General features: G+C 42.5%; 21 protein-coding genes. 8 read left to right on the forward strand and 13 right to left on the reverse strand.

Annotated features, from left to right (window positions below; genetic code table 11):
- Positions 1–72 precede the first annotated feature (72 nt).
- From IEV27_RS04955 to IEV27_RS04965, 3 genes are all read right to left on the reverse strand, one after another.
- Positions 73–2751, reverse strand: coding sequence for a UPF0182 family membrane protein (locus IEV27_RS04955; protein ID WP_229734939.1), 2679 nt, complete (start codon positions 2749–2751; stop codon positions 73–75).
- 140 nt (positions 2752–2891) lie between these two features.
- A complete protein-coding gene (locus IEV27_RS04960) occupies positions 2892–3482 on the reverse strand; it encodes a hypothetical protein (protein WP_188376334.1) in 591 nt (196 codons plus the stop codon).
- A gap of 106 nt (positions 3483–3588) precedes the next feature.
- Positions 3589–4371 (reverse strand): class I SAM-dependent methyltransferase, encoded by a 783-nt coding sequence (locus IEV27_RS04965; RefSeq protein WP_188376335.1) that lies wholly within the window; start codon positions 4369–4371, stop codon positions 3589–3591.
- A gap of 296 nt (positions 4372–4667) precedes the next feature.
- Between IEV27_RS04965 and IEV27_RS04970 the strand changes: the two genes are divergently transcribed.
- From IEV27_RS04970 to IEV27_RS04980, 3 genes are all read left to right on the forward strand, one after another.
- Complete coding sequence (locus tag IEV27_RS04970) at positions 4668–5093, forward strand: cell wall hydrolase (protein WP_188376336.1); 426 nt, start codon at positions 4668–4670, stop codon at positions 5091–5093.
- Between the two features lie 149 nt (positions 5094–5242).
- The gene (locus tag IEV27_RS04975; protein ID WP_188376337.1) at positions 5243–6475 is read left to right on the forward strand and encodes an MFS transporter; all 1233 of its coding nucleotides are present in this window, start codon (positions 5243–5245) and stop codon (positions 6473–6475) included.
- Positions 6476–6549: 74 nt separating this feature from the next.
- A complete protein-coding gene (locus IEV27_RS04980) occupies positions 6550–6735 on the forward strand; it encodes a small acid-soluble spore protein H (protein ID WP_188376338.1) in 186 nt (61 codons plus the stop codon).
- Between the two features lie 36 nt (positions 6736–6771).
- Here the strand turns inward: IEV27_RS04980 and IEV27_RS04985 are convergent, their stop codons facing one another.
- The gene (locus IEV27_RS04985; RefSeq protein ID WP_188376339.1) at positions 6772–7314 is read right to left on the reverse strand and encodes a Rossmann-fold NAD(P)-binding domain-containing protein; all 543 of its coding nucleotides are present in this window, start codon (positions 7312–7314) and stop codon (positions 6772–6774) included.
- 171 nt (positions 7315–7485) lie between these two features.
- Between IEV27_RS04985 and rlmN the strand changes: the two genes are divergently transcribed.
- The gene (rlmN, locus tag IEV27_RS04990; RefSeq protein WP_188376340.1) at positions 7486–8571 is read left to right on the forward strand and encodes a dual-specificity RNA methyltransferase RlmN; all 1086 of its coding nucleotides are present in this window, start codon (positions 7486–7488) and stop codon (positions 8569–8571) included.
- A gap of 29 nt (positions 8572–8600) precedes the next feature.
- Here the strand turns inward: rlmN and IEV27_RS04995 are convergent, their stop codons facing one another.
- Together IEV27_RS04995 and IEV27_RS05000 are read right to left on the reverse strand one after the other, a co-directional pair.
- The gene (locus IEV27_RS04995; RefSeq protein ID WP_188376341.1) at positions 8601–8957 is read right to left on the reverse strand and encodes a VOC family protein; all 357 of its coding nucleotides are present in this window, start codon (positions 8955–8957) and stop codon (positions 8601–8603) included.
- A 177-nt stretch (positions 8958–9134) separates the two neighbouring features.
- A complete protein-coding gene (locus IEV27_RS05000; protein ID WP_229734837.1) occupies positions 9135–10067 on the reverse strand; it encodes a D-alanyl-D-alanine carboxypeptidase family protein in 933 nt (310 codons plus the stop codon).
- 659 nt (positions 10068–10726) lie between these two features.
- On the opposite strand from IEV27_RS05000, the gene IEV27_RS05005 reads away from it, so the two are divergent.
- Complete coding sequence (locus tag IEV27_RS05005; protein ID WP_188376342.1) at positions 10727–11263, forward strand: DUF420 domain-containing protein; 537 nt, start codon at positions 10727–10729, stop codon at positions 11261–11263.
- A gap of 134 nt (positions 11264–11397) precedes the next feature.
- On the opposite strand, the gene IEV27_RS05010 is transcribed toward IEV27_RS05005, so the two are convergent.
- From IEV27_RS05010 to IEV27_RS05020, 3 genes are all read right to left on the reverse strand, one after another.
- Complete coding sequence (locus IEV27_RS05010) at positions 11398–13758, reverse strand: FdhF/YdeP family oxidoreductase (protein ID WP_188376343.1); 2361 nt, start codon at positions 13756–13758, stop codon at positions 11398–11400.
- 136 nt (positions 13759–13894) lie between these two features.
- A complete protein-coding gene (locus IEV27_RS05015) occupies positions 13895–14251 on the reverse strand; it encodes a Na-translocating system protein MpsC family protein (protein WP_188376344.1) in 357 nt (118 codons plus the stop codon).
- Positions 14252–14305: 54 nt separating this feature from the next.
- Positions 14306–15565, reverse strand: coding sequence for an L-lactate MFS transporter (locus tag IEV27_RS05020; RefSeq protein ID WP_188376345.1), 1260 nt, complete (start codon positions 15563–15565; stop codon positions 14306–14308).
- A 336-nt stretch (positions 15566–15901) separates the two neighbouring features.
- On the opposite strand from IEV27_RS05020, the gene fdhD reads away from it, so the two are divergent.
- Both fdhD and IEV27_RS05030 read left to right on the forward strand, forming a co-directional pair.
- Positions 15902–16723: a formate dehydrogenase accessory sulfurtransferase FdhD gene (fdhD, locus tag IEV27_RS05025; RefSeq protein ID WP_188376346.1), complete on the forward strand. Its 822-nt coding sequence runs from the start codon at positions 15902–15904 to the stop codon at positions 16721–16723.
- A 5-nt stretch (positions 16724–16728) separates the two neighbouring features.
- Positions 16729–16959, forward strand: a complete 231-nt coding sequence (locus tag IEV27_RS05030; protein WP_188376347.1) for a group-specific protein — start codon at positions 16729–16731, stop codon at positions 16957–16959.
- A gap of 139 nt (positions 16960–17098) precedes the next feature.
- On the opposite strand, the gene IEV27_RS05035 is transcribed toward IEV27_RS05030, so the two are convergent.
- Genes IEV27_RS05035 through IEV27_RS05050 form a run of 4 tightly spaced genes read right to left on the reverse strand, consistent with a single transcriptional unit; the run spans position 17099 to position 22637 of the window.
- Positions 17099–18256, reverse strand: a complete 1158-nt coding sequence (locus IEV27_RS05035; RefSeq protein ID WP_188376348.1) for a saccharopine dehydrogenase family protein — start codon at positions 18254–18256, stop codon at positions 17099–17101.
- Positions 18257–18288: 32 nt separating this feature from the next.
- Positions 18289–19791 carry an aldehyde dehydrogenase family protein gene (locus IEV27_RS05040; RefSeq protein WP_188376349.1) on the reverse strand — a complete coding sequence of 501 codons (1503 nt, stop codon included), beginning with the start codon at positions 19789–19791 and terminating at the stop codon, positions 18289–18291.
- A 15-nt stretch (positions 19792–19806) separates the two neighbouring features.
- Positions 19807–21465 (reverse strand): thiamine pyrophosphate-dependent enzyme, encoded by a 1659-nt coding sequence (locus IEV27_RS05045; protein WP_245345287.1) that lies wholly within the window; start codon positions 21463–21465, stop codon positions 19807–19809.
- Entirely contained in the window at positions 21462–22637 is a 1176-nt protein-coding gene (locus IEV27_RS05050; RefSeq protein WP_188376350.1) for an LL-diaminopimelate aminotransferase, read from the reverse strand. The genes IEV27_RS05045 and IEV27_RS05050 overlap by 4 nt, the downstream gene beginning before the upstream one ends.
- Before the next feature lie 267 nt (positions 22638–22904).
- Between IEV27_RS05050 and IEV27_RS05055 the strand changes: the two genes are divergently transcribed.
- The gene (locus tag IEV27_RS05055; RefSeq protein WP_188376819.1) at positions 22905–24092 is read left to right on the forward strand and encodes a CaiB/BaiF CoA transferase family protein; all 1188 of its coding nucleotides are present in this window, start codon (positions 22905–22907) and stop codon (positions 24090–24092) included.

A 24092-nucleotide genomic window follows, 5' to 3' on the forward strand; every position in this document is an offset into this window, starting at 1 on the left:
TTTATATGACAACAAACTCATTGTCTGAACATCTCAAATAAAAAGCGCCCCACTTAAGGGGCACTCTACTGCTTATTCATTTTCAGCTAAACGTTCTTCAATCTCAGTCATAATAGAACCGGCTTCTTCCCAATTTCCACTAGAAAGAGCACTTTGATACTGCTCAAATAATCCTGAAATTTCTTGTAAAATTTCTTCGGACTCTAAAATAGCTTCCTCACCCTCAGATGGTGCTTCTTCTTCCATTTCATCCTCATCAATTTCCACATCCGGATCAATTAATCCGAGCATCCGCTCAAGCGCTTGATCAAACGTCGGCTCCATTACAATTTCATCTCCGTAAGCAAGAATCACCTGCTTCACTTCAGGTAATGACGTTTCATTGGAAGATTCGATATAGATCGGCTCTGCGTACATAACAGTATCCTCAATTGGAATCGCAAGCAGGTTGCCGCGAATGACTTCTGAACCACCTTGAGACCACAAGTTCAGCTGCTGTGAAATTGTGCTGTCCTGGTTAATACGGTTCTCAATTTGTTGAGGGCCGTACACATTACGCTGTTTCGGGAATTGATAGACAAAGGTTTCTCCATAGTTTTCCCCATCATTTCGCACACCCATCCAGGCCACCATGTTTTGTCGGTTTCTTGGTGTATAAGGAACCATTAAAACAAATTCTTCCTCATCATATTCAGGAAGCTGCATCGTAATATAATACGGTTCCATTTCAATATCTTCGTTAAAATATTTTTCAGTTGGGAACTGCCAGTAATCTTCACGGTTATAGAAAACTTCCAGGTTGGTCATATGATACGTACCGTACATATCCGCTTGAATTTTAAATAAATCGATCGGATAACGAAAGTGGGCTTGCACATCCTCTGGAATTTCCTCTGTAAACAGCTCAGGAAACATGAGGTCATACGTTTGCAATAAAGGATCTTCAGGGTCTACAGCATAAAAGTTCACTTCTCCCGTATAGGCGTCGATTTCAACCTTAACAGAGTTACGAATGTAGCTGTCATCTCCTTCATAAGGTTCTGAGTATGGATAACGCTCCGCTGTTAAGTAGGCATCAAGCATCCAGGCTAAGCTGCCATCTTCTCGAACAAAAATATATGGATCTTCATCATACTCAAAAAACGGCGCGATCCTTTCGACTCGATCCATGATGTTACGCGTTTCTAGCAGCTGACTGTCACTTGTAAGCTGATCGGATACAAACATTCTAAATGAACCTTCATTAATCGAGAACAGCATACGGTTGATTCCAGATAACGGAATTCCAGTGTCCGCTTCATAGCGAGTGGACATGTTTTCATCGCCTGCTGGATAATCAAATTCATCTACTTCACTATTTACGATGACATTACGAGAGTTTTCTTCACCAAAGTAAATTTCCGGACGGGTAATATCAATATCTCCTTCAGGCGGTAAATTTTGCAGCATATATTCCGGCTGCCCCTGGGAGGTAATTTCATTCACATCACTCATCGCCACGCCGTACCCGTGGGTATATCTTAAATTTTGGTTCACCCACGTTTTAGATTGTGAGGGCAGATCAGAAGTGTTCAGTTCTCTTGCTCCAAGGAAAACTTGCTGATACTCCCCATCCACTTCATATCGATCCACATCGATGTCGTTAAACTGATAATACGTTCGAAAGGTCTGCAACTGATTGTAAATGTCCAGTATGGGACGCGCATCATTTATTCTGACGTTATTAATGGTTAATTCGTTTCGCTCAGTCATGGCTTCATCCAGAGATTGATTCCCAGGATGCTCACGTTCATCGATACCTTCCAGCTCATAGGCGGCACGTGTAAAATCCAAGTTATGCTGGAGATAAGGGCTTTCTTTTGAAAATTCATTTGGTGAAACGACGTAATTTTGTACCACGATCGACGCCCCTTGCGCAATAATCGCGATTCCGAAATAAGCAATAACGGGAATGAGCATTGATTTTAAGTTCCCGCGAGTTAATGCAATGATCATCCAGATCGCACCGATGACTGCTACACCGGCCATGACATAAGAAGCAGGTATATTAACGATGGAATCTGTATAGCTTAACCCGTGAACGACACTTTCCTGCACCATATTGACTTGATTCGTCAGCAGCGTTTCATAAGGTTCAAGCAAATGGGACGCAGCCAGGAGCAGCCCAATAATGCCTAACGTGGCCCCCATGTGAAGCTGAGCGAGCCGGCTGCGGCGATACATATGAAACGTAGAATAAAAACCCATCTCAATAAGTAACAAAAAGACCGCTAATCCTAGCAGGGTGAAAACGCCAAATTGCAGGAAGGGCAGTTGGAACATGTAAAATGAAAGGTCCATAGAAAAATGAGGATCGGTTTGCCCGAACGAAGCATGGTTTAGGAACTTTAACCACAGCTCCCACCCTACACCTTGTACAATACTGCTTCCTACTAGCCCTACAAAGATTGCAAGACCAGCAACGGTGAGCCGGCTCCATTTTTTCTGCCGGATAAACGCAGGCAGCTGAGTCGGGTTGAAATGACTCATATAAGCTTTTCTAATCCAGGACAACGTAAAATATGTGCTGATAAAAAACAGGAAAAAGCCTATTACACCAAGCAGCACTTTACTTCCTAGTATCGTAATATACACGTCTTTAAAACCGTGCGTATCCATCCATATGTAATCTGTAATCCAGTAAACGGATAGCCAGCCTATGAAAGCCAGAACGAATAGAACACCGATGACCTTACCGATGAACGAGCCCATCTTCTTCATCTTTCTAGCTGCTTCTGGGTTGATGTTTCTTGTTTGTTTATCCAATCTTCTCCTCCTCTACGTTCAATCTCTCCACTTCTATACGAATAAACGATCATTTTGTTTCGTTTTTTGAACGTGTTTATTATAACTTACAATCTTCTTTCACGGTCACCTGTTCGTAAATTTACATCAATAAAAGAACTCTGCCCTCCGAACTCCTTTTTCTTAGTCGACAAAGGAATGGTTTCTTTAATCCTAATCGTTTCTCTTTCCCTCGCTTTAAGGTGTACGTCATGAGGTCCTGCATGGTTCAATAAAGTAAAAACATGTACAGGAGGATCATACTTTTCTGTTTGAAATTCCACTTCAAATTCCACATCGTTTTGGCTGTAGTTTTCAAAAATCAATTCACATTCTGTTTCCAACGTGGTCGAATCGACCATTTCATACGAGCACTCACTATTTTCCTTATCATAAGAGACCGCATAAATACCAGAAGCTACCGTATGTTGAAAACCTGAAATCGTCATTGTAGGAACGAAGCTTGAAATGAGTAGAATGAGGAGAACCATCCGTACCTTATATTTATTAAACGACTGCAGCAGGAAACCTATGCCTACAATAAACAGGGCCAGAGGTAAAATGGCTAAGGGATTCACTTCGCCATTTTCAAAAAGAACATTCGTGCGTTCATGAGGATATGGAAAATCACTAATCATCGCTGCAAGTAAAAAGGTCAAACCTACATAAAACTTTCTTTTGTTCTCTACTATAATGACTACATCAGCTCCCTCTTCGTTCTTGAGACGCTTCTCATCTAAACCTATGTAGGATCCATCCGTTTCATTAGTTATCCTTTAGTTTTACAGCTTTTGTCACCATAAAAGTGTTAATAAATCGATCAAGCGGTCTGTTCCCGCCAAAATAATCTTCATAAAATCCAGCAATCACAAAACCAGCATCCATTTGACCTTGGATTTGATCTTCAAGTGTATGAGCGAATTCAACTGTATCCTGACTTTTTAAATAAGTCTCCACTTCTTTATCGGTTAAACCCGTTAGACTTGAAGAAGGAACAGAATGTTTAACCACTAAATTCCCTTTCAACTCTTCCTCTTCATCAAAGATAAATAAAAGAGGATTCGTAAACCCTGAAATAAGCGTGCCCTTCGGTTTTAACACGCGAAAGGCTTCCTTCCACACTGGTAAAATATTTTCCACAAATAAGTTCGAAACAGGATGAACAATAAGATCAAACGTTTCATTCTCTAAAAAGTGCAGGTCTGTCATGTCCCCTTGAATCGTTTCAATCGATAATCTATCTCTATTTGCTACATATTTATCCTGCTCTAGCTGGCCTTCTGAGATATCGACAACCACTACATCAGCCCCGGCCGCTGCCAATATCGGCCCCTGCTGACCTCCACCAGAGGCTAAACAGAGAACCTTTACTCCTTCTAATGAAGCAGGAAACCATTCTCTAGGCACCATTTTCGTAGTAGTCATCGTAATTTGCCAATCTCCTCTTTTTGCTTTTTCAACAATATCTTCGGAGACAGGTTTTGTGTAAGCTGCTTGATCTTTTACTTTCTTATTCCAAGCTAATCGATTGTGATGGGTCATCGTCATTTGAATGAACTCCTAACTTTTTCGTAAAATTTGATCAACAAATTGTTTCTTATGTCCGTATAGGATCCCACACCCTAAGGGTATTTCTGGGGTATGTTCAGTTTTAAAGCTTCTTATTATATTCGAAGCTTATTTCTAACATTCCAGAGATTATTTCTTACATTTTAATACATCAGATGGTTCTCTACTACATCTACTTCGACTTTACGTCTTGAAAATCCTTTAAAGACGATAGCATCATTTGGTTTTTCCACATAGTATTTATATAGGTACGTTTATAAAAGAGGTGAGCTTTGATGGCAGTGGTTAAAGCAACAGAGAATGACATCGCCTTATTAGCAAGATTGATAAGAGCTGAAGCAGAAGGTGAAGGACAAATTGGCATGCTGCTTGTTGGAAACGTTGCGGTTAACCGAGCTCGAGTCATTTGTTCCGACTTTGAAAATGTTCGAACGATCCCCCAGGTCATTTACCAGCCAAAAGCATTCGAAGCGGTAGATTACGGGTATTTTTATCAAAGAGCTCGTGAAAAAGAAAAGAGGCTCGCAAGAAGAGTGATTAAAGGAGAGAGACGCTGGCCGGCAAAATACAGCCTTTGGTATTTCCGTCCTGATGGTAATTGTCCGTCTACCTGGTATGGGCAGCCTCTCGTGGGGCGGTATAAACTTCACTGCTTTTTTCAGCCGACTGGGGAAGAATGTGAAGAGGTATATAAGTATTAAATGGATATCAACAGGGGTGACATCTCATAAGAGGTGTCACTTTTTTATAAAAAAGTGTGTTGATCGCTTGTTAAAGGGGTATGAATGATATAGGTTTAGCATCATACTAAAACGAAATATGCACAGCGCAGCAAAAGGAGGAGAGACTCTTGTCTACTCAACAAACTACTACACATGCTCACAATGAAGAACATGAAAGAACCTATACAGAAGATGAGAGTTCACCGAAAGATGAGAAAACGATTATATTAGGCTTGGTTCCAGCACCTGAATTGGCAGAGAAATTTGCCTACAAGCTCGCTGAAGACCTCCCCAATTTATTAAACGATCATATCGACGATCACATCGAATGGGAGATTAAAGTATTAACCGATCCTCTTACTGGCGGAACAGAAGATGCAGAAGAAATCATGCAGAAAACCGAAGAATTCAAAAAGGAACATAATTGGGATTATGCCATTTGCGTTACCGACCTTCCCATAATTTCCTCAGGTCGGATGGTTGTTGCTGAAGCGAGCAATGAGCGAAAAACTGGTTTCATATCGTTCCCTTCCCTGGGAGCATTTCCATTGCAGCGCCGTCTGCGTGAATCCATTTTTCAGCTTACGAGTGAGATCCATTATGGAAGTCCAGATCCTGAGGATAATAAAAAGGAGCAAAAGAAAACCCGAAGCCAAATGCGTAAACAGCGTGAAGCCGACCGTCTCATTGGGAAAAGTTTAACAGAACGACTTTCTCCTATAGAGAAAACTCACTTTAATGAAGACGAAGATGATAAAGGCGTTCGTTTTTATAATAAGCATAAAGCGACGGGACGCATAAGACTGCTGTCGGGAATGGCATTAGCCAATAGTCCGTGGACCATTTTTTCTTCATTTAAAAGCGTCATCGCAGTTGCCTTTGCTACCGGTTCTTATGGACTCATTTTCCCAACACTATGGCAGCTTAGTGATGGGTACAGCATTTTACGGTTTATCGCTTTAATGTTCACCGCCATGATTGCGATGGTGGTTTGGATTATTGTAGCCCATAATCTATGGGAGAAACAAAGCAGCGAGAGTTCGAAATATTTAGTGAAACTTTATAATTCGGCTACCCTGCTCACATTATCAGTAGCCGTCTTGTTTTACTATCTCGTCATTTTCGTACTTTTTCTTTTAGCCGTCGTCCTCTTTGTTCCTGGGAACATACTCGAACAGAGTTTAGGTCATTCTCCAGGAGTCATGACTTACATTTTACTTGCCTGGCTTGCTAGTTCGGTTGCTACTTTAGCAGGCTCTTTAGGAGCCGGCCTTGAAAGTGAAGAAACGATTCTAAACGCGACGTATGGCTATCGTCAAAAGCGACGCAGGCAGGAAAAGCAAGAGGACAAAGAAAAATAAAAGGAAACGTAAATACTTGGCTGTATAGATTAAGGACCACCTGCACACGTTATATAAAAAAGGAGGACCTTATCTTGAATACTCAACGAGCCCAAGAAATTGCTGCTTCTCCCGTCATGGCTAACGTGACGTTCAACAACGCCCCCGTCTACATTCAACACGTGGATGAGAAAAAACAGACAGCTAGAATTTACACGCTGAATAATCCAGAAAATGAGCTCGAGGTATCTTTATCCGAAATACAAGAACATTTCCAGTAATCAGGAACCATCACTCTTCAAAGGGTGATGGTTTTCTTATTTCAAATCTTCCAATAACCCTACAACTAATAAGTTCTGCTTGCTATGCAGCGCTTTATACACCCCATCTGAAATTTCAGAATGCGTCAACCACCTTCGATGACCTTGTTCTTCTTTAAACCCGAGAATCACTTCTTTGTAGAGACATGATGAAGGAACGGAAAGGGAAAAGTTATTTGCAGGATGGGCTGAGCTGCTTCCTTTTACATGAATCAGCTCCCACTCTTCTTCTTGATGTTGCGCTATATCATCACACATGTGCTGAAGCGACGTATGGCCTTCTTTATGAAACCAAGCGATCACTTTATGTACGGGACATACTTGAATAACCTGAGTAATGTCACGCCTAAATTGATCTACATTTGTATAATCTAAAGAAACTGTGGCTATCTTTTCAGGATAGAGCGACGTCTTTTTAAGGACTTCCAGCCTGTTTGCATCCCGAGCTACCACTGTGATGTAAAAACCGTCTTCGTTAAGTTGCTGTGCTGACCCGCTCAACATGCCGCTCCCTCCAATTAGTAACACATGCTCACTCATTCTGCGTTCCCCCTTTTTAAATATAAATCTTTAAAATGTCCTTATATAGAGCGCCGTTCCCCCTCACATCATCACTTTCCATATAATAGGAAATAAAAAATGCAGGGTTGTTTCCTACGTTTATATCGATTATTATAGGAATAGCGATTTTTTTTACAGAGGAGCGTATCTATGAAACGATCCATTTACGGATTGACCTTTGAACAACTGACTGACTGGATGACGGAGCACGGGGAGAAAAAGTTCCGCTCTAAACAAGTATGGGACTGGCTCTACCAAAAACGAATCACTGACTTTTCACAAATGAAGAATGTAAACCAATCCTGCATCGACCTTCTTAATGAACACTTTACGATCGAAACACTTAGCGAAGAAATTAAGCAAGAATCGAAAGACGGAACGGTTAAATTTCTATTCAAATTACATGATGGCAACGTAATTGAGACCGTATTGATGCGCTTTAACTACGGACTTTCCGTTTGTGTGACTACGCAGGTAGGCTGTAATATCGGCTGTTCATTCTGCGCCAGCGGTGTCTTACGCAAGAATCGCGATTTATCAAGCGGAGAAATCGTTGAGCAAATCATGCAAGTACAGCAGCACCTTGACCAACAAGGCAACGATGAGCGAGTCAGCCACATCGTCGTTATGGGAATTGGTGAACCATTTGATAATTACGAAAACCTAATTGACTTCCTTAAAGTCGTGAATGATCAAAAGGGATTATCTATCGGGGCGCGCCACATTACGGTTTCAACTAGCGGCATCGCACCAAAGATGTACGAATTTGCTGATGAGGGAATCCAAATCAACCTGGCCCTATCGATCCATGCGCCAAACAATAAACTTCGTACACAAATCATGAAAATTAATCGTGCGTACCCATTAGAAAAGCTGATGCCGGCTATCGATTACTATTTAGAAAAAACGAACAGACGGATCACATTTGAATATATTTTAATAAAAGATGTCAACGATCACAAAAAAGAAGCAGAAGAGCTTGCTGATCTTCTTAAAGATAAACGCCACTTGTCGTACGTTAACTTAATCCCGTACAACCCAGTGGCGGACAATCCTTATGAACGAAGCGAAAAAGAAGCGATCCTTACGTTCTATCAAACGTTAATGGACCGTGGCATCAAGTGTGGCGTTCGTACGGAACACGGCACGGATATCGATGCAGCCTGCGGACAGCTAAGAAGTAAACAAATTGAAAAAGAAAAAGCACGTAAAAAGAAAAATTTGCAAGAGAACTAAAAGCATGGGGCTCCACGCCTCGTGCTTTTTTATTTAATTTTTTTCTTTTCAATTAAACCAAACCCAAGTCCTGTCGGATCAACCAAATAAGCCAGATAAAAATCATCAAACTCCATTTTGTCTCTCACGATCAAAGCGCCGTGTTCCTGCGCTTTACGTATGGATTCCTCAATCGAATTGACCTCGATTTGAATGCGCGTGCCATGAGGGTAATCAGTTGGTCCCTCAACAATTCCTCCCTCCATTCCCTGTCCTCTTACGTCCGTTCGAACAGGTCGATAACCGAAAAAAGCTTCATCAATTTCCCAGCTGAACACATTTGAATAGAACTCAACTGCCTTCTCTGGATGCTGACTGTTTAATTCAAATCCAACCACTCTTCCCATATAGGCACCCACTTTCTATGGATCATTTTCACAGTTCCTAAAGTTATTCTTCTACATGAAAGGAATTAATCCTTCTTTCGTTTTTTCGGCAATGAGCTTTAAACAGAAACAAAAATAAAAGTATCCTTATTCCATACGTGTCGCTAGGAATAAGGATACTGCGATTGAGAATTAATTTTACAATGAAGTGTTCAATACATTTAATACTTTAGAATATTTCATAAATAAATAGTCTTTAAACTTAAATGGATTCATTGGTTGGTTATCAGGAGGATTAAAATTTTCAAAAGCATAATCAATCAATTTACGTGTTTCGGTATAAGCGATGTTCTGTGAATCACTTTTTAAAGTAATCACAATCACTTCTCTTCCATTTTTACTTGCAGAAGTAGATAGAGTGGTACCCGATTTATCGACGTACCCTGTTTTTCCTCCCGTAATGTCGGAAGAATTATTATCCATAAGCAATTTGTGGTGAGAAAGAATGGTAGTTTCCCAAGACTCCCCTTCCCACTCAAGTTCTTTTGTCCCGAAGTACTCTTTAAATTCAGGGTTTTTCAATGCATATTTCGTTAATTTCGCTAAGTCTGCTGCTGTTGTGACATGATCTTCATCGTAGAGACCGTGGGGATTGGTGAAATTTGTGTGATCTAATCCTACCTTCTCTTCTAAATACTTATTTAATTCCTCTGCAAAACGCTCTTCATCTCCAGCCATATGTTCGGCTATAGCAGCCCCTGCATCATTTCCTGAATTGATCAATAAACCTTGCACAAGCTTTTCTAAAGAAACTTCTTCCCCTTCCTCTAGATACACCTTTGTACCTTCGACTGAAGTCGCCTCTTCACTAACAGTAACAACATCTTCTAATTCCCCTGTTTCAATAGCATAGATCGCCGTGGCCATTTTTGTTAGACTCGCGGGATACATCTCTCTTTCTGCGTTTTTCTCAAATAAAGTCAAACCTGAATCCTTATCAATAACGATGGCTGCTTCGCTTAACAATTCTGGCGGTTTCTCCTCGCTGGTTTCTCCTGATGTATGAATCTCCGGGATGGAAGCCAGCAGGAAACTGATCATAATGATTAATATAGGTTTTCTTTTAAACAAAATGCCCTCTCACTCCCTTGTCGTTAAGTCAGTCGTCTTTTCTTTTTTCTCTTTAATCGAATTTTTCATCTATTTTAGATTATGTCTTAAAATGGTGGATTTTGTCGAGTTTTATATTTTGGTAATACATGAAATGGAAAATCTCTTCCTTCATCTTAGGAACTTCCCCTTTTCGTTTACTACAAACCCGTTTATTCTTTCTTCAGGAGACATTTTTGAAAAGTAATGACTTACTGAATGATTCTTAGTAAACTAAATTAGCAGGCCTGTTATGACAATCATACTAATCGATCCTGAGAGAACGACCAATGTTTAATCGAAGCGACCTGAGCTAGAATACCGAACGTAACGGTTAAAAAGATAATAAAAGAAAATAAGACGATCATGAGAATCTTTTTCCAATTCTTCGTTTTACCCCTTTTTTATGAAAAACACAAAAAGAACGCAAACAAAAAAATCCCTTCCCAAGACTTCTTGTCTTAGTGAGGAGATTTTCATCATCGGGATGCCACCCCAGTTTATGAATAGGTATCTATAAAAAGTAAATAGAGGAAGTTTAAAAATTTAACAAATTCGTCACCGCTCGATCCCCAAAGTTAATGAATTTGCCGGTTTTTTCAGCTATACTAGGCGTGGACCATTATATAAAGAGAAGGTGAATGATTGTGCAAATCAATAAAGATTTTAACTATGTGCCCTGGGTTGTCGGGCTTTCCATTGCGATCAACGCCATTGTTGTTGCGCTGCTTTTTTTACCTGAAATAGATGGGGGTACAAGCTTTGATATTCAGCTGCTTCCTTTACTTAATGCGGTATTGAATTCGTTTACGTTTGTGTTTTTACTTGCGGCTTTATTTATGATTCTGCGTAAAAACATTACCTGGCATAAACGATTCATTTTTGCTGCTTTTACAACAACTGCATTGTTCTTAATATCCTATTTAACGTATCACTCCATGTCTTCCTCTACCTCGTTTGGGGGAGAAGGACTCGTAGCAGCTATTTATTATTTCATTCTGATCACTCACATTGTTCTCGCCGCTGCGATCGTCCCACTGGCATTGCTGACGCTCTTCCGTGGGTTGTCAATGAAGGTTGATAAACACCGCAAGATTGCACGCTGGACGATGCCGCTTTGGCTTTATGTTAGTTTAACAGGTGTGATCGTCTACTTGATGATCTCTCCGTATTACTAAATAACCTGCCCCTGCTCTGGCTGCAGGGGCTTTTTTGATGGCGCGTCTGCTGAAGCCTTACCGGCGAAACGCACATTATAATTAAAAACCCCCTCGTGGATTACTTATCCACTCGGGGGTTTCTTTTACTCAATTTACGCTCCTGGCGTATCTTCTAAATCATCGATGCGCTTCTCAAGGTATTGCGTATCTTTTCTGGCATTAAATTTCTCAGCTTTTTCTACCTTCACCCCGATGTTATAGTCCGGAATTTTGGAGAATTTTTCATAGCGGCCTTTCGGTAAGAGAAAATTCCCTTCTGGAAAGTGGACGCCGAGGTTTCCGCTCGCAATGTCGTCAATTTTAGCCCGGCCTTGAAAAATGCCGTACTGGTTGTACAGAACGATCGCTTCTTCATCCTGAATTCTTAGTTCTCGGGCGTCCTCTGGATTAAGCAGCACATCGTAACGTTCAGCTCCATTTAGCGGGTCCTTTTCTTTATAGACCATGGAGTTGAACTGTTTACCTCGTCTCGTCGTCAGATAGAAATCACCTGGTTTCTTTTGTAAATCAGGGATTTCTACTGGAATTAAGTTTCCTCTGCCGTCTGAAGTTGGACAAACGCCGCCTTCACATAGCCAGGCACCGCCCCATTGGAAGACATCGCCTTGCTTTTTCAAATGCTGGACGCCTTCATAACTTGGGTTAGCCATAGCCATTTCTTCTCGAATCGCTTGTCCATTATTAAAATCTACTAAATGGGCCGTATCAGGTTTTACACGCTTGGCGAGGTCAATATAAATTCTCCATTCAGCACGGGCTTCTTCGATTTTGTTTTTATTCCCTTCAATTTCCGGTGAGAAATAAACCATTCGCTCTGTAGAAGTTGAGGTGCCTCCTCCTTCTTGCTCATACCGCGTTTTAGCCGGTAAAACGATGACCGCTTCTTTCGCATCCACTAAAGTAGAGGTATTTAAGATAATATCCTGATGAACTCGGACATCTAATGCTGAAAGAGCTCTTTCTACATAATCGGGATCAGGCATTGTTTCTAAGAAGTTGCCTCCTGACAAGTAATAAAGCTTAATTTTTCTTTCGTGGTCTTCAGGGAGCAGGGCATTCTCAAGCGTCACCCCTACTACATCGCCTTGCCATTTCGGAAGCTCAAAGCCCCAAAGGTTTTCGATCCGCTTTATATTCTCACCTTTAAAGTCACCGCCTGGCAGCACGAATGGATCTGCCCCCATTTCTCCGCTTCCTTGCACACTTGAGTGACCGCGAAACGGCATCAGTCCGCTATATTTGCGACCTAAAAATCCGCGCAATAAAGCAAGATTAGCAACTTGTGAAATGTTATCAGTGGCAAATGAGTGCATCGTTAAGCCTAACGCCCAGGCGAAGACAGCGTTCTTGCTGGTCGCTAACAATTCGGACAGCTCAATAATTCGTTCTTTCGTCACCCCTGAAGATTTCGTGATTTCTTCCCATGATTGGGTGTTAACATTCTGTTTTAATTCGTCCAACCCGTTGACGTGCTCCTTGACGAATTCATGATTAATCGCAGAACCGTACTCTTTTTCTTCCATGTCAAACCAATGCTTCATAATCCCATGCATAAAAGCTATATCCCCACCGATATTAATTTGATAAAAGTCATCGGCCACTTTCGTGCCAAATAAAGCCGATTCTGTATTCGATGGAATCCAGTATTTATCCATCGCAGGTTCTCTGTAAGGATTAATGACGATAATCTTCGTCCCTTTCTTCTTTGCTTCAAGCATGTACTTCGTGGAAACAGGCGAACTGTTAGATGCTACACTTCCCCAAAATAATAAAACGTCCGTTCCAATCCAGTCCTGATAATTAGCCGTTGATGCTCCTACTCCGACGGATCGTTTGAGCGCCGTTTTACTAGGTGAGTGACAAATACGTGACGCATTATCCACATGATTCGTTCCAAGAAAACGTGATACTTTTCCAGCTACGTAATAGGATTCATTTGTAATCCCCCTTGACGTTAAGTAAAAGCTATATTGCTTTGGATCCAGCTGCTTCATTTTATCAGCGATCATATCCATGGCATTGTCCCACGTAAGCCGGGAAAACTTTTTTTCTCCTTTACGTCGAATCATCGGGTAAGGAATGCGGCCTAACTCTCTTAATTCTGTACTTGAATACTTACGCAGTTCATCGATATCTGAATGCAAAATCTCTTCATCTATCGCTGGCATCGTGTTTAGGCGAAGTACATTTAACCGTGTGGTACAAATATGGGGGCCTGTTAACGTTTGATCGTAAAGACCGGACACACCTAATGCACACCCATCACAAACTCCTTTAGTAATAATGTTTTTGGCATAACCAATGTTATCTTTGTTATCCCACGCCACCTTCATTGTATCGCGAATGTGTTTCGGTTTTATTTTGCCTAACCCAAAAGGAATTGGACTTACCCAATGCTTAGGTGCTGGCATTTTAGCTTTTTTCATTGGGCCGTTATGTTTCGTTTGTCCCATGATTTGATTACCTCCTTCATGTGTTTCTTCCATAAAAAAACCACCGTACAGCCCTTCACCTAATGGCGCGAAGGGCTTGTATCGGTGGTTAAGTCTTTAGCAGGATCGCTGCGAAGTGCCAAACCTCATATTTAATTTATGAAAACTTTTTTTGTATATCTTCACTAAACACAAAGATCGACATGCCAAAATCTTTTTCAATATCAATATCTACGAAAAGATCGACAAACTCACTTTGCAGAAACTCTTCCATTTCTACAGGATGGTTGTTTCGATACATTTCTTTGACCATTTCTGTACGTGCGGCACGCAGCATTTGCTTGCCGTCTTGACCGTTTGCAATAAACTTCTCTACAGGAGACAAATTGCCTTCCATCTCACAAATGGCCCAATTCTTACAAAACGTTGTATTAATTTTCCTTGGGCCTTTGCCCATATGTTTTTTCCGAAAGGATTTTACTAGGTTACTAAATTCCGCTTCGTATTTATTCATGGATGTTCAACCTTTTTTCGTTTATTAAAAGATTATAAGCGTACGCCTAAAAAGTCAACTAGACAACTTCTGCGCAGCTTTTTCTTGTTTGATCTGATTCATTTGCTTCAACTTTTTGATGTCCACGCGAATCCATAAAGAAACGAACAGCGCAGCGATTAACGTAATGCCAAAAATCGATAGCGTTAATACATAGCTTTCGGTTACTTCACGGATCCAGGAAACTAATAGGGGACCGACTAATCCTGCCGCCGCCCAAGCTGTTAAAATATATCCGTGAATGGCACCTAATTGCTTCGTCCCAAAAAGATCACCAATGTAAGCCGGTACAGAGGCAAACCCTCCGCCATAGCAGGAAATGATTAAGAAAAGGATCACTTGGAATAACAAGGCGTGAGTAACACTTGGCAATGCAAAAAAAGAAACGATTTGTATTAAAAAGAACGTCGTATAGACATTAGGACGTCCCATGTAATCCGAAATGGAAGCCCAGGCAATTCTCCCGGCCCCGTTGAAGAATCCCATGATGCCAACCATTGTCGCTGCAGCTCCTGCAGAAAGTCCAGCAATTTCCTGAGCAATAGGTGAAGCCACAGATAGAATGGCAATCCCACATGTAATATTGATAAAGAGCATCACCCATAATAACCAGAAGCGTCTCGTTTTGACGGCTTCGTTGGCCGTTAATTGGGATAGGTCCGGTGTTTTCTTTTTTTCCTGAACAAATTCTTTCATGTACCCTTCAGGGGGTCGTTCAAGGTAAAGAGCGGAAGCCATCATAATAATAAAATATACAATCCCTAAGATTAAAAATGTAGCTGGAATTCCAACTGATTCAATCAGTGTGGCCATAATGGGGCTTGCGATCATGGCTGAAAAGCCAAAGCCCATAATGGCCAGCCCCGTAGCTAATCCTCTGCGATCCGGGAACCATTTCACTAGTGTTGAAACAGGGGTAATATATCCAATTCCAAGTCCAATTCCAGCTAATATTCCATATGTAACATAAAGCAGCCAAATCGATTCAAGAGCCGCAGCTCCTCCAGATGCCATCATACCAACACCAAAAAAAGTGGCGGATACGATGCCCGATCGGCGGGGCCCGTGTTTTTCTACAAAGTGACCCATAAAAGCGGCAGACAAGCCTAAAAACAAAATAGCAATACTAAACGTTAACGATACATAACTGAGATCCCATCCGTATTGGTCGATCAGTGGATTCGTAAAAACACTCCATGCATAAACCGAGCCAATCGAAATGTGAATTCCTACGGCAGACAAAGCTATCAACCAGCGATTTTTTGTTTTTTTCATTCCATTCACTCCCTCTCTTCAATAAAAAAACGCCGAATCTTCCTTTTGTAAAGGGACTTTCCCCACACAAAAGAAAGAGACGACGTTTAGCTTAAGCAGGCACTCTACTTACACCAAAAGTAATCGCTTACACAAAAAGCACTTAAGTCGACGACAGGGTCGCTGTCTCGCACCTTAAATGTGACAAATGTATGAATCTATTATAGATCGTATCTTTTTTTGAAAAAAATTTCAATTGTTTTTTGCATATTTCAACCTTTCCTGCCTTCGTTCTTTCCTTTTTGTTCTATTTTTAGTAAGGTGACAACTATCAGAGTTGTTAAGTGAGGTGATTGCTTGGATGAAAATATGAGTGTAAAAAAATCGATTGTAAGATTTAAGGATGGACAATTCCATGAAGTGGAAGACGTTATCGTTACAGAATTTCCAATGACAATTTTCGTCAATGAAGAAGAATTTGCGACGATGGTATGTACCCCTGCTCATTTTGATGAGATGGTCATTGGCTTCTTAGCTTCAGAAGGCGTGATCCGTTTTCGAAAAGATATAAAAGAGCTCAAGATTGATGAGGAACAAGGGTTTGCCTATGTTGACTTGGCGGAAGGTAAAACAATAAATAACCAGCGTGACTTTTCTAAGCGTTTTATCGGATCCTGCTGTGGGAAAAGCCGTCAATTTTATTTTCAAAATGATGTGCAGACAGCTAAAACTTCTATGTCTGACACGAAAATCACTGCTGAACAATGCATTAAGCTCATGCGGCAAATGCAGGAAAACAGCCACGTCTTTAAAGGAACCGGCGGTGTTCACAATGCTGCGATTTGCACGAGTGAAGAAATGGTGGTCGGCCGAACGGACATTGGCAGACACAACGCGCTAGATAAACTTTATGGGCACTGTTTATTAAATCAAATTTCTGTAAGAGATAAAGTTCTTGTTTTTAGCGGCAGAATTTCTTCAGAAGTCTTAACAAAAGCAGCCAAAATAGGAGTTGGGATTGTATTGTCCAAGTCAGCACCTACGGATTTAGCGGTCCAGCTGGCAGACGACTTAAATATAACAGCGGTCGGATTTATCCGTGGCGGCTCGTTTAACGTGTACTCCCACCCAGAGAGAGTGATTCTTGCAGTGGATCAACAAAAGGAAGAGATGAGGTGAAGCAGATGGGTTCATGCAACATTGATCATACCGTTGAAGATACACGAAAGAAGCTGGAAGGCCAAAAGGATTACCTGCCTGGTAAACTGTATGCTGAATCGAATTCGTTCTTAAACGAAAGTCCTTCTCAAGAAGAATTAAATGAGCTTTTCCATTTATTGAAAAAATATGATTTATCCTCTGTAAAAGAACAAGAAGAACGAAATAGCAAGATTAAGGAATTGGTAGACTCATAAGGGTACCTGGTACCGAAAAAACTGTAAAAGAGCGAAGTGCCAAGTGTAAATTTCGGTACCTGGTACCCGGTGCTCACTCCTGACGACAAGAAGACCAGAACTCCACAGAGTTCTGGTCTTTTTTTGGTTTATTAAATTACTACTTCTCCTGGAAAAACTCCTCCGAAATAACGACGCCTCTTTTCGACATCTCAGCTATATACAGATCTCCTGGCACCGCCTGCTCTGGTGGAAATACCCCTCTTTTCGTAATCGATTGATTTCCGATCATTTGAGCGACGACTGAAATCGTATTCGCAGTTGCACGGGCCATCGCCGTCACTTGATTGAGCCGGTCTTTGTACGTGACCATTTCATATTGGTAGGTGGTGTTTTTGCCATCTTTCACACCGCCGACACAGACGCGAAGGAGCACGGCATCATCTTTGTCTTTTAAAGAAACGATCGGGTCAATCGCTTTTAGCAGTACTTCTCGCGGCTTCACTTTAACGCCGCCTATCTCCACTTCATAGTCATTTCTTGTCAGTTTTAAATCCACGAGCAGTTTCATTTTTTCCGCGTGCCCGGGGTAACGAATGGTTTTATATTCAAGAGTATCGATCGATGAATACGACTTGAGTAATGTGGAAGTTCCTCCAGACGTGTGAAACGCCTCTAACGGGCCAAACCGGTCAAAATACAATCGCTCAACTTCACTCAAAGAGTCGACTTCTCGCAGTTTACCATCTCGAATGATCGTGGATGGATCTGTATAATGATCCATCAGCCCTTCCATCGAAAACACGTGATTATATTCTAACGGGGGCTCTGGATGGACAGGTATTCCCCCGACAAAGAGTCGAATAGAGTTTAACTGGTCAAGTTTGCTAGCACCGTAACCTGATAATATATTAATCATCCCGGGCGCAACGCCAAGGTCAGGAATGATCGTTACTTCAGCAGCTTTTGCCTTCCCGTGTAGATCCAGTACCCGATCGGTAATATGACCGATGTGACCGCCTAAATCGACGGAACTTACACCTACATCAATTGCGGTCTGAGCGACAATCTCGTTAAAAGAGTAAAACAGTGCATTAATGACGACATCATATGATTTCAAAAACGCAGCCAATTCAGCCACATTACCTGCATCAACTTTATAAGCCTGAATTTTTGGAGAGTTAATCGCCTGGCATACAGCCTCTGCTCTTTTTACATCTAAATCAGCCAGCCCGACTTTCATCACTCCATTGCTTTGGACTAAATCACGGGCCGCTTCTTTTCCCATTAAACCGGATCCTAGAACAGCTACTTTCATAGTCCGCCTCCTTCTTAAGCCACTAACAACATCTACTCCACATCAATTTGGGCACGCTGCAGCTTGCCGCTGAAATCAACGTACACGGCTTTCCACTCGGTAAACACATCCAACGCAGCTACACCAGAATCCCGATGGCCGTTACCTGTTCCTTTTGTACCGCCAAAAGGCAGGTGAATTTCGGCACCAGTTGTGCCGGCGTTTACATACACAATTCCTGTATCTAAATCTCGCTGGGCCGCAAACACTTGATTCACGTCCCGAGTAAAAATAGAGCTGGATAATCCATACTCGACGCTATTGTTAATTTCGATCGCTTCTTCTAAATTTTTTACCGGAATCAATGATACAACCGGCCCAAAAATTTCTTCTTGCGCGATGCGCATATCCGACGTTACATCCGTAAACAAAGTTGGAGCAAAGTAATTTCCTTTCGCGTGATCACCACTCTCCAGCACGTGACCGCCGGCCAGTAATTTCGCTCCTTCTTCTTTACCTACTTGAATATAGCTTTTGATTTTTTCAAGTCCGCTCTTATTAATAATGGGGCCGACCTTAATCGATTCATCTAACCCGTTTCCAATCGTCAGCTTGGAAATTTCATTTTGCAGACGATCCTCCAGTTGCTCTTTGACACTCTCATGTACCATCACTCGACTGCAGGCCGTGCACCGCTGTCCGCTCGTCCCATACGCACTCCATAAAATTCCTTCGACCGCTAAAGACAGGTCGGCGTCATCCATGACGATCACTGCATTTTTCCCGCCCATTTCAAGGGAAACTTTCTTAAGACGCTGACCACACTTTCCAGCGATCGTGCGTCCAACTTCATTCGAGCCTGTAAAAGAAATGACGCGGATGTCACCCTGTTCGATCATCGCTTCTCCTACGGTGGATCCTGATCCGAAAACGACGTTAATGACACCTTCAGGCAACCCTGATTCTTCAAAAATCTTCGCTAATTCAAAGGCCATAATTGGCGTTTCGGTAGCCGGTTTCCAGACGACGGCATTGCCGGCAACTATAGCTGGGAATGACTTCCACGTGGCAATGGCAATCGGAAAATTCCAAGGCGTAATAATGCCGACAACACCAACAGGGGCGCGCACACTCATCGCAAATTTATCCTTAAGTTCAGAAGGCGTCGTTTGTCCAAATAAACGACGGCCTTCCCCCGCCATATAAAAGGCCATATCAATGCCTTCCTGCACTTCCCCGCGTGCTTCTTCGATTACTTTTCCATTTTCCATCGTCAATAACTGTGACAGCTTTTCCTTCTTCTCTTTCATGAGCACGCCTACACGATAGAGAACCTCAGCTCGCTGAGGTGCAGGCAAGAGAGCCCAGCTTTTTTGAGCCTTCTTCGCTGCTGCTGTTGCTTTCTCAACGTCCTGTATGCTGGATAATGGAACTTGGACGAGGGTATCTAAATTTGCCGGATTCGTAACGTCTGCATATTTCTCACTAGAAGGTGCCACCCACTTTCCATTTATAAAATTTCGAAGCTTTTCTTCTTTCATGAGTTTTTGAGTCATCGTTTCACTCCTCCTTTAATTCGAGCGATCTCTTATTTGTTGAATGGTTGAAGCAACTGAAATTTGTTCAGGATCGCTTTCGACTTCAATAACGACAGGCTTTTCTGCGTATATGGCTTTAGTAAGGGCTTGTTCAAATTCTTTTGGAGTTTCTACATAAAATCCAATTGCCCCTAATTCTTTAGCCATTTTTGAAAAAGGCACGTGACCTAAATCTGTACCGATTTTCTTATATGGAAAATGAATTTCTTGATGCATGCGAATGGTGCCGTACATCCCATTGTTAAAAACAATACTGATGACCGGGATGCTATAGCGTACAGCTGTCTCAAGCTCCTGCATCGTCATCATGAATCCCCCATCACCTGAAAGCGAGACGACTGTCCGGTTTGGCTGCGCGATTTTCACGCCTAACGCCGCGGGCATGCCGTAACCCATTGCTCCCGAGGTAGGACCAATGTATGTGTTCTTTTGATTGAACTGAAAAAATGTATGCAGCCAGCCAGCGAAATTACCTGCATCGTTGGTAAGAATCGTGCCAGCGGGCAGACGGTTTTGCAGAATGGAGATCATCTTCTGATTCGTCGTTTCTTTTCCTTTGATGGCAAGTGTGGAATCAACATAAGCTTGCCGGCGAGCTTTTGACCAGGCTGTCCATTTAGTTGGCGCGTGGATGGATGCTAAACGCTGCAACGCTTCTTTCGCGTCCGAGACCACGCCAACGTCTGGAGGGTACACTTTTCCTAGCGTTTCATAATCAATATCAATATGAACCAGTGTCTGATCTCTTCCCAGGAGAGAATAATCCTGTGTCGTGACTTCAGAGAGTCGCGTACCTATCGCAACTACTGTGTCCGCTTCCTGAATGGTATTGACGATATTAGGATTTCCTCCTAATCCAAGGTGGCCCGCGTACAGTGGATGATTGTTTGGAAACACATCGTGTCTGCGAAAAGCACTCAGAACGGGAAGACTAAATGTGGTGGCAAATTTGATTAATTCCTCTTCGGCTCCGGAGTTTTTCACTCCTCCACCGGCAATAACGACAGGACGCTCTGCTTCTTGTAATCGCTGCTCGATCTCGTGAACTTCACGTAATGAAGGACTTGGTGCAGGCTTTACAGCAGCACGAGTAAACACCATCTCGGCTTTCTTGCTTAACAAATCTTCAGGTAAAGAAATGACGACAGGACCAGGACGACCGGTTTGAGAGATTCTAAACGCTCGCTGCACAAGCTCAGGTACTCTTGAGGGCTCTTGAATTTCAACGGTCCATTTCGAGATTGGACCAAAAAACCTCTCCAAATCAACCTCCTGAAACCCTTCTCTCCCTTTAAATTGACTGTGCACCTGGCCTAAAAACACGACCATTGGAGTAGAATCCTGATACGCCGTGTGGACGCCTATAGCCAGGTTGGCTCCGCCTACTCCTCTAGTTGCCAGAACGACCGCCGGCTTCCCACTGGCTTTCGCAAACCCTTCCGCCATAAAGGCAGCACCGCCTTCATGTCTTGTGGAAATCAGTTCAATGCTCGGTTCATCAAAAATGGCATCCATAACAGGGAGGTAGCTTTCACCGGGAACACAAAACACATTAGGTATCTCTTCGATCTTGATACATTTCACAATGGCTTGAGCACTCGTTAACAGCTGAGGTTGATAGTGGATCTTCAAGGAGACCCTCCTCCATTCATTTTTTTCAATCGATGAACAGCTTCTTGCAGCCGTTCGGTAGGAACCGATAAAGAAATACGAATATACCCTTCTCCCCTTTTTCCAAAAGCTGTACCTGGTGTAACGATGACTCCAGCTTCCTCCAACACTTTCTCCGCAAACGTTTGAGAGGTTTCACCCTGGGGCACCTTTGCCCAAATGAAAAAGGTCCCTCTTGGCTGATCTGCTTCTATCCCCATTTTCTTTAAAGCGGTTATCATTTCTTTCATTCTCTCTTGATAGATCGCATTGTTTGCTTTAATGGTAGAAAAATCACTGTATAAAGCAGCCGCTCCAGCTTTTTGTATGGCTAAAAACTGGCTCGTATCCATGTTACTTTTCACGATGGATAATGCTCGAATAAGCTCCTTATTACCAACGACATAGCCGATTCTCCACCCTGTCATATTAAAACTCTTAGACAACGATCCAAATTCGACAGCGACCTCTTTTGCCCCGGGCACCTGCAGTAAACTTGGTGCTTTATAATCTTCGAACGTGACAAGATCATAAGCCGCGTCGTGAGCCATACAAAGCTTGTGTTTCTTGGCTAAAGCAACGGCCTCAGCAAACGTTTCTCGTTCGACCGTCCCTCCCGTTGGATTGCTTGGATAGTTTAAAAGCATCAGCTTCGCTTGCTCCCAATCAGCTTCTTTCACTTTTTCAAACTGTGGAACGTACCCCTTCTTTGCATGAAGCGGCAAAGGGAGAACTTTGCCGTAAGCTAAATGAATCGCTGATTGATAGACGGGATACCCAGGGTCAGGCACAAGCACTCCATCTCCAGGATCAAGGATAGCGCTTAGAAAATGGGCAATTCCTTCCTTAGAACCTATCAGCGCATGCACCTCTGTCTCTGCATCTAATGTGACGCTGTAGTGCTTCTTATAAAAGTCAGCCACAGCTTGTTTGTACTCCGAGCAGCCGCCATAAGGAGAATATTTATGATTCTCTGGTTTTCTGGCTTCTTCCGCAAGCCGGTCTATGATGAAAGATGGGGTTGGTAAATCGGGTGCCCCGATTCCTAAATCGATCACGTCGATCCCCTGATCCTGAAGCTTTTTCTTCTTTTGATGAAATACGGAAAAAAGATATGGAGGTAAACGATTCACCTGTTTGGACCCGTACTGCATGTCTTCAACCCCTAAAATCAAATTAATCTCTCTCAAACTTACCTAACGGGTTGTCCCACTGTTCTATCCTATTAGCGATCATTTCGTTTCATGATAGATCTTTTTACCTTCTATTGATCTACTGATCATATTTTGTTCATTCACTGAATAACGTGTAATGTAGGACAATCCTTTACCAGCCTGACCCAGCAGATCCCAAGCCAGTTGGATTCATACATCGTATGGGTTCAGCTGGCTTTTTCCTTAGATAGAAAGGGTGTGATCAACCTGACGGAGACGTTAAAAGGCATAAAAGTACTTGATTTAACAAGGGTGCTTGCCGGACCTTACTGTTCGATGATCTTAGGTGACCTTGGAGCTGCCGTGATTAAAGTCGAGGCACCCGGAGGAAGTGACGAAACGAGAAAGTGGGGTCCCCCTTTTAAAGAGGGGGTCAGTGCTTATTATTTATGTGCCAACCGCAATAAAAAGAGCCTTACCGTCAACTTAAAATCAAAGCAAGGCAAAGAGATTATTAGGAAACTTGTCCGTCAAAGCGATGTCGTGCTGCATAATTTCAAAACTGGAACGATGGAACGGCTCGGTCTCGATTATCTGCAATTAAAAACCATCAACCCCCAATTAATTTACTGTTCAATTACAGGCTTCGGAGAAACCGGTCCCTATAAACATTTACCAGGGTACGATTTTATCATTCAAGCGATGAGCGGTCTGATGAGTATTACAGGAGATGATGTCTCTGGTCCGCAGAAGCTCGGCGTCGCGATTACGGATATTTTAACGGGGTTATACGCGTGTATAGGGATTCAAGCGGCTCTGCTTGAACGGACTCAATCGGGGATCGGGCAAAAGATTGACTTATCGCTTTATGATTCAGCCGTCAGCTCACTGATCAACATTGGGAGCAATTATTTAATGTCAGGCCGTGTGCCTGAGAGATTAGGCAACCATCATGCCAACATCGTCCCCTATCAAACGTTTCACTCGGCTGATGGTAAGATGGTTGTTGCTGTTGGTAATGATACGCAGTTCGCCTCCCTTTGTATGGTGATTGAAGCTCCTGAATTAGCTGCAGATCCTCGTTTTCACACGAATCCAGATCGGGTGGCCCATCGAACGTTACTTGCTGAAATTTTACAAGAAGCGTTCGTTAAAAGAACAACTGGCTATTGGAAGGAAAAATGTCAAGCAGCCAACATTCCATTTGGTGCCATTCAAACGGTAGAGGATGTCGTGAAGGATGAGCAGCTGAAAGCTCGAGAAATGTTTGTTTCGGCGGACCATCCTAAAGCGGGCGAGATTCAAATGATTGGCAGTCCGTTAAAGCTGTCGCGCACCCCTATTGAAGTCAAGCGGCACCCTCCGGAACCTGGTGAACATACGGAAGAAATTCTGCAGGCGCTTGGCTACGAGAAGAAAATAATTGAGCAATTGCGAAACAAGAACACGATTTAA

This window comes from Halobacillus andaensis (assembly GCF_014636475.1).
GTDB classification, from domain to species: Bacteria; Bacillota; Bacilli; order Bacillales; family Halobacillaceae; genus Halobacillus_A; species Halobacillus_A andaensis.

Coding starts and splice junctions, on each gene's coding strand:
- IEV27_RS04955 (WP_229734939.1), bottom strand. CDS start 2,751: ATGGGCTCGTTCATCGGTAAGGTCATCGGTGTTCTATTCGTTCTGGCT.
- IEV27_RS04965 (WP_188376335.1), bottom strand. CDS start 4,371: ATGACGATGACCCATCACAATCGATTAGCTTGGAATAAGAAAGTAAAA.
- IEV27_RS04970 (WP_188376336.1), top strand. CDS start 4,668: ATGGCAGTGGTTAAAGCAACAGAGAATGACATCGCCTTATTAGCAAGA.
- IEV27_RS04985 (WP_188376339.1), bottom strand. CDS start 7,314: ATGAGTGAGCATGTGTTACTAATTGGAGGGAGCGGCATGTTGAGCGGG.
- rlmN (WP_188376340.1), top strand. CDS start 7,486: ATGAAACGATCCATTTACGGATTGACCTTTGAACAACTGACTGACTGG.
- IEV27_RS04995 (WP_188376341.1), bottom strand. CDS start 8,957: ATGGGAAGAGTGGTTGGATTTGAATTAAACAGTCAGCATCCAGAGAAG.
- IEV27_RS05005 (WP_188376342.1), top strand. CDS start 10,727: ATGATTGTGCAAATCAATAAAGATTTTAACTATGTGCCCTGGGTTGTC.
- IEV27_RS05010 (WP_188376343.1), bottom strand. CDS start 13,758: ATGGGACAAACGAAACATAACGGCCCAATGAAAAAAGCTAAAATGCCA.
- IEV27_RS05015 (WP_188376344.1), bottom strand. CDS start 14,251: ATGAATAAATACGAAGCGGAATTTAGTAACCTAGTAAAATCCTTTCGG.
- IEV27_RS05020 (WP_188376345.1), bottom strand. CDS start 15,565: ATGAAAAAAACAAAAAATCGCTGGTTGATAGCTTTGTCTGCCGTAGGA.
- IEV27_RS05030 (WP_188376347.1), top strand. CDS start 16,729: ATGGGTTCATGCAACATTGATCATACCGTTGAAGATACACGAAAGAAG.
- IEV27_RS05035 (WP_188376348.1), bottom strand. CDS start 18,256: ATGAAAGTAGCTGTTCTAGGATCCGGTTTAATGGGAAAAGAAGCGGCC.
- IEV27_RS05040 (WP_188376349.1), bottom strand. CDS start 19,791: ATGACTCAAAAACTCATGAAAGAAGAAAAGCTTCGAAATTTTATAAAT.
- IEV27_RS05050 (WP_188376350.1), bottom strand. CDS start 22,637: ATGCAGTACGGGTCCAAACAGGTGAATCGTTTACCTCCATATCTTTTT.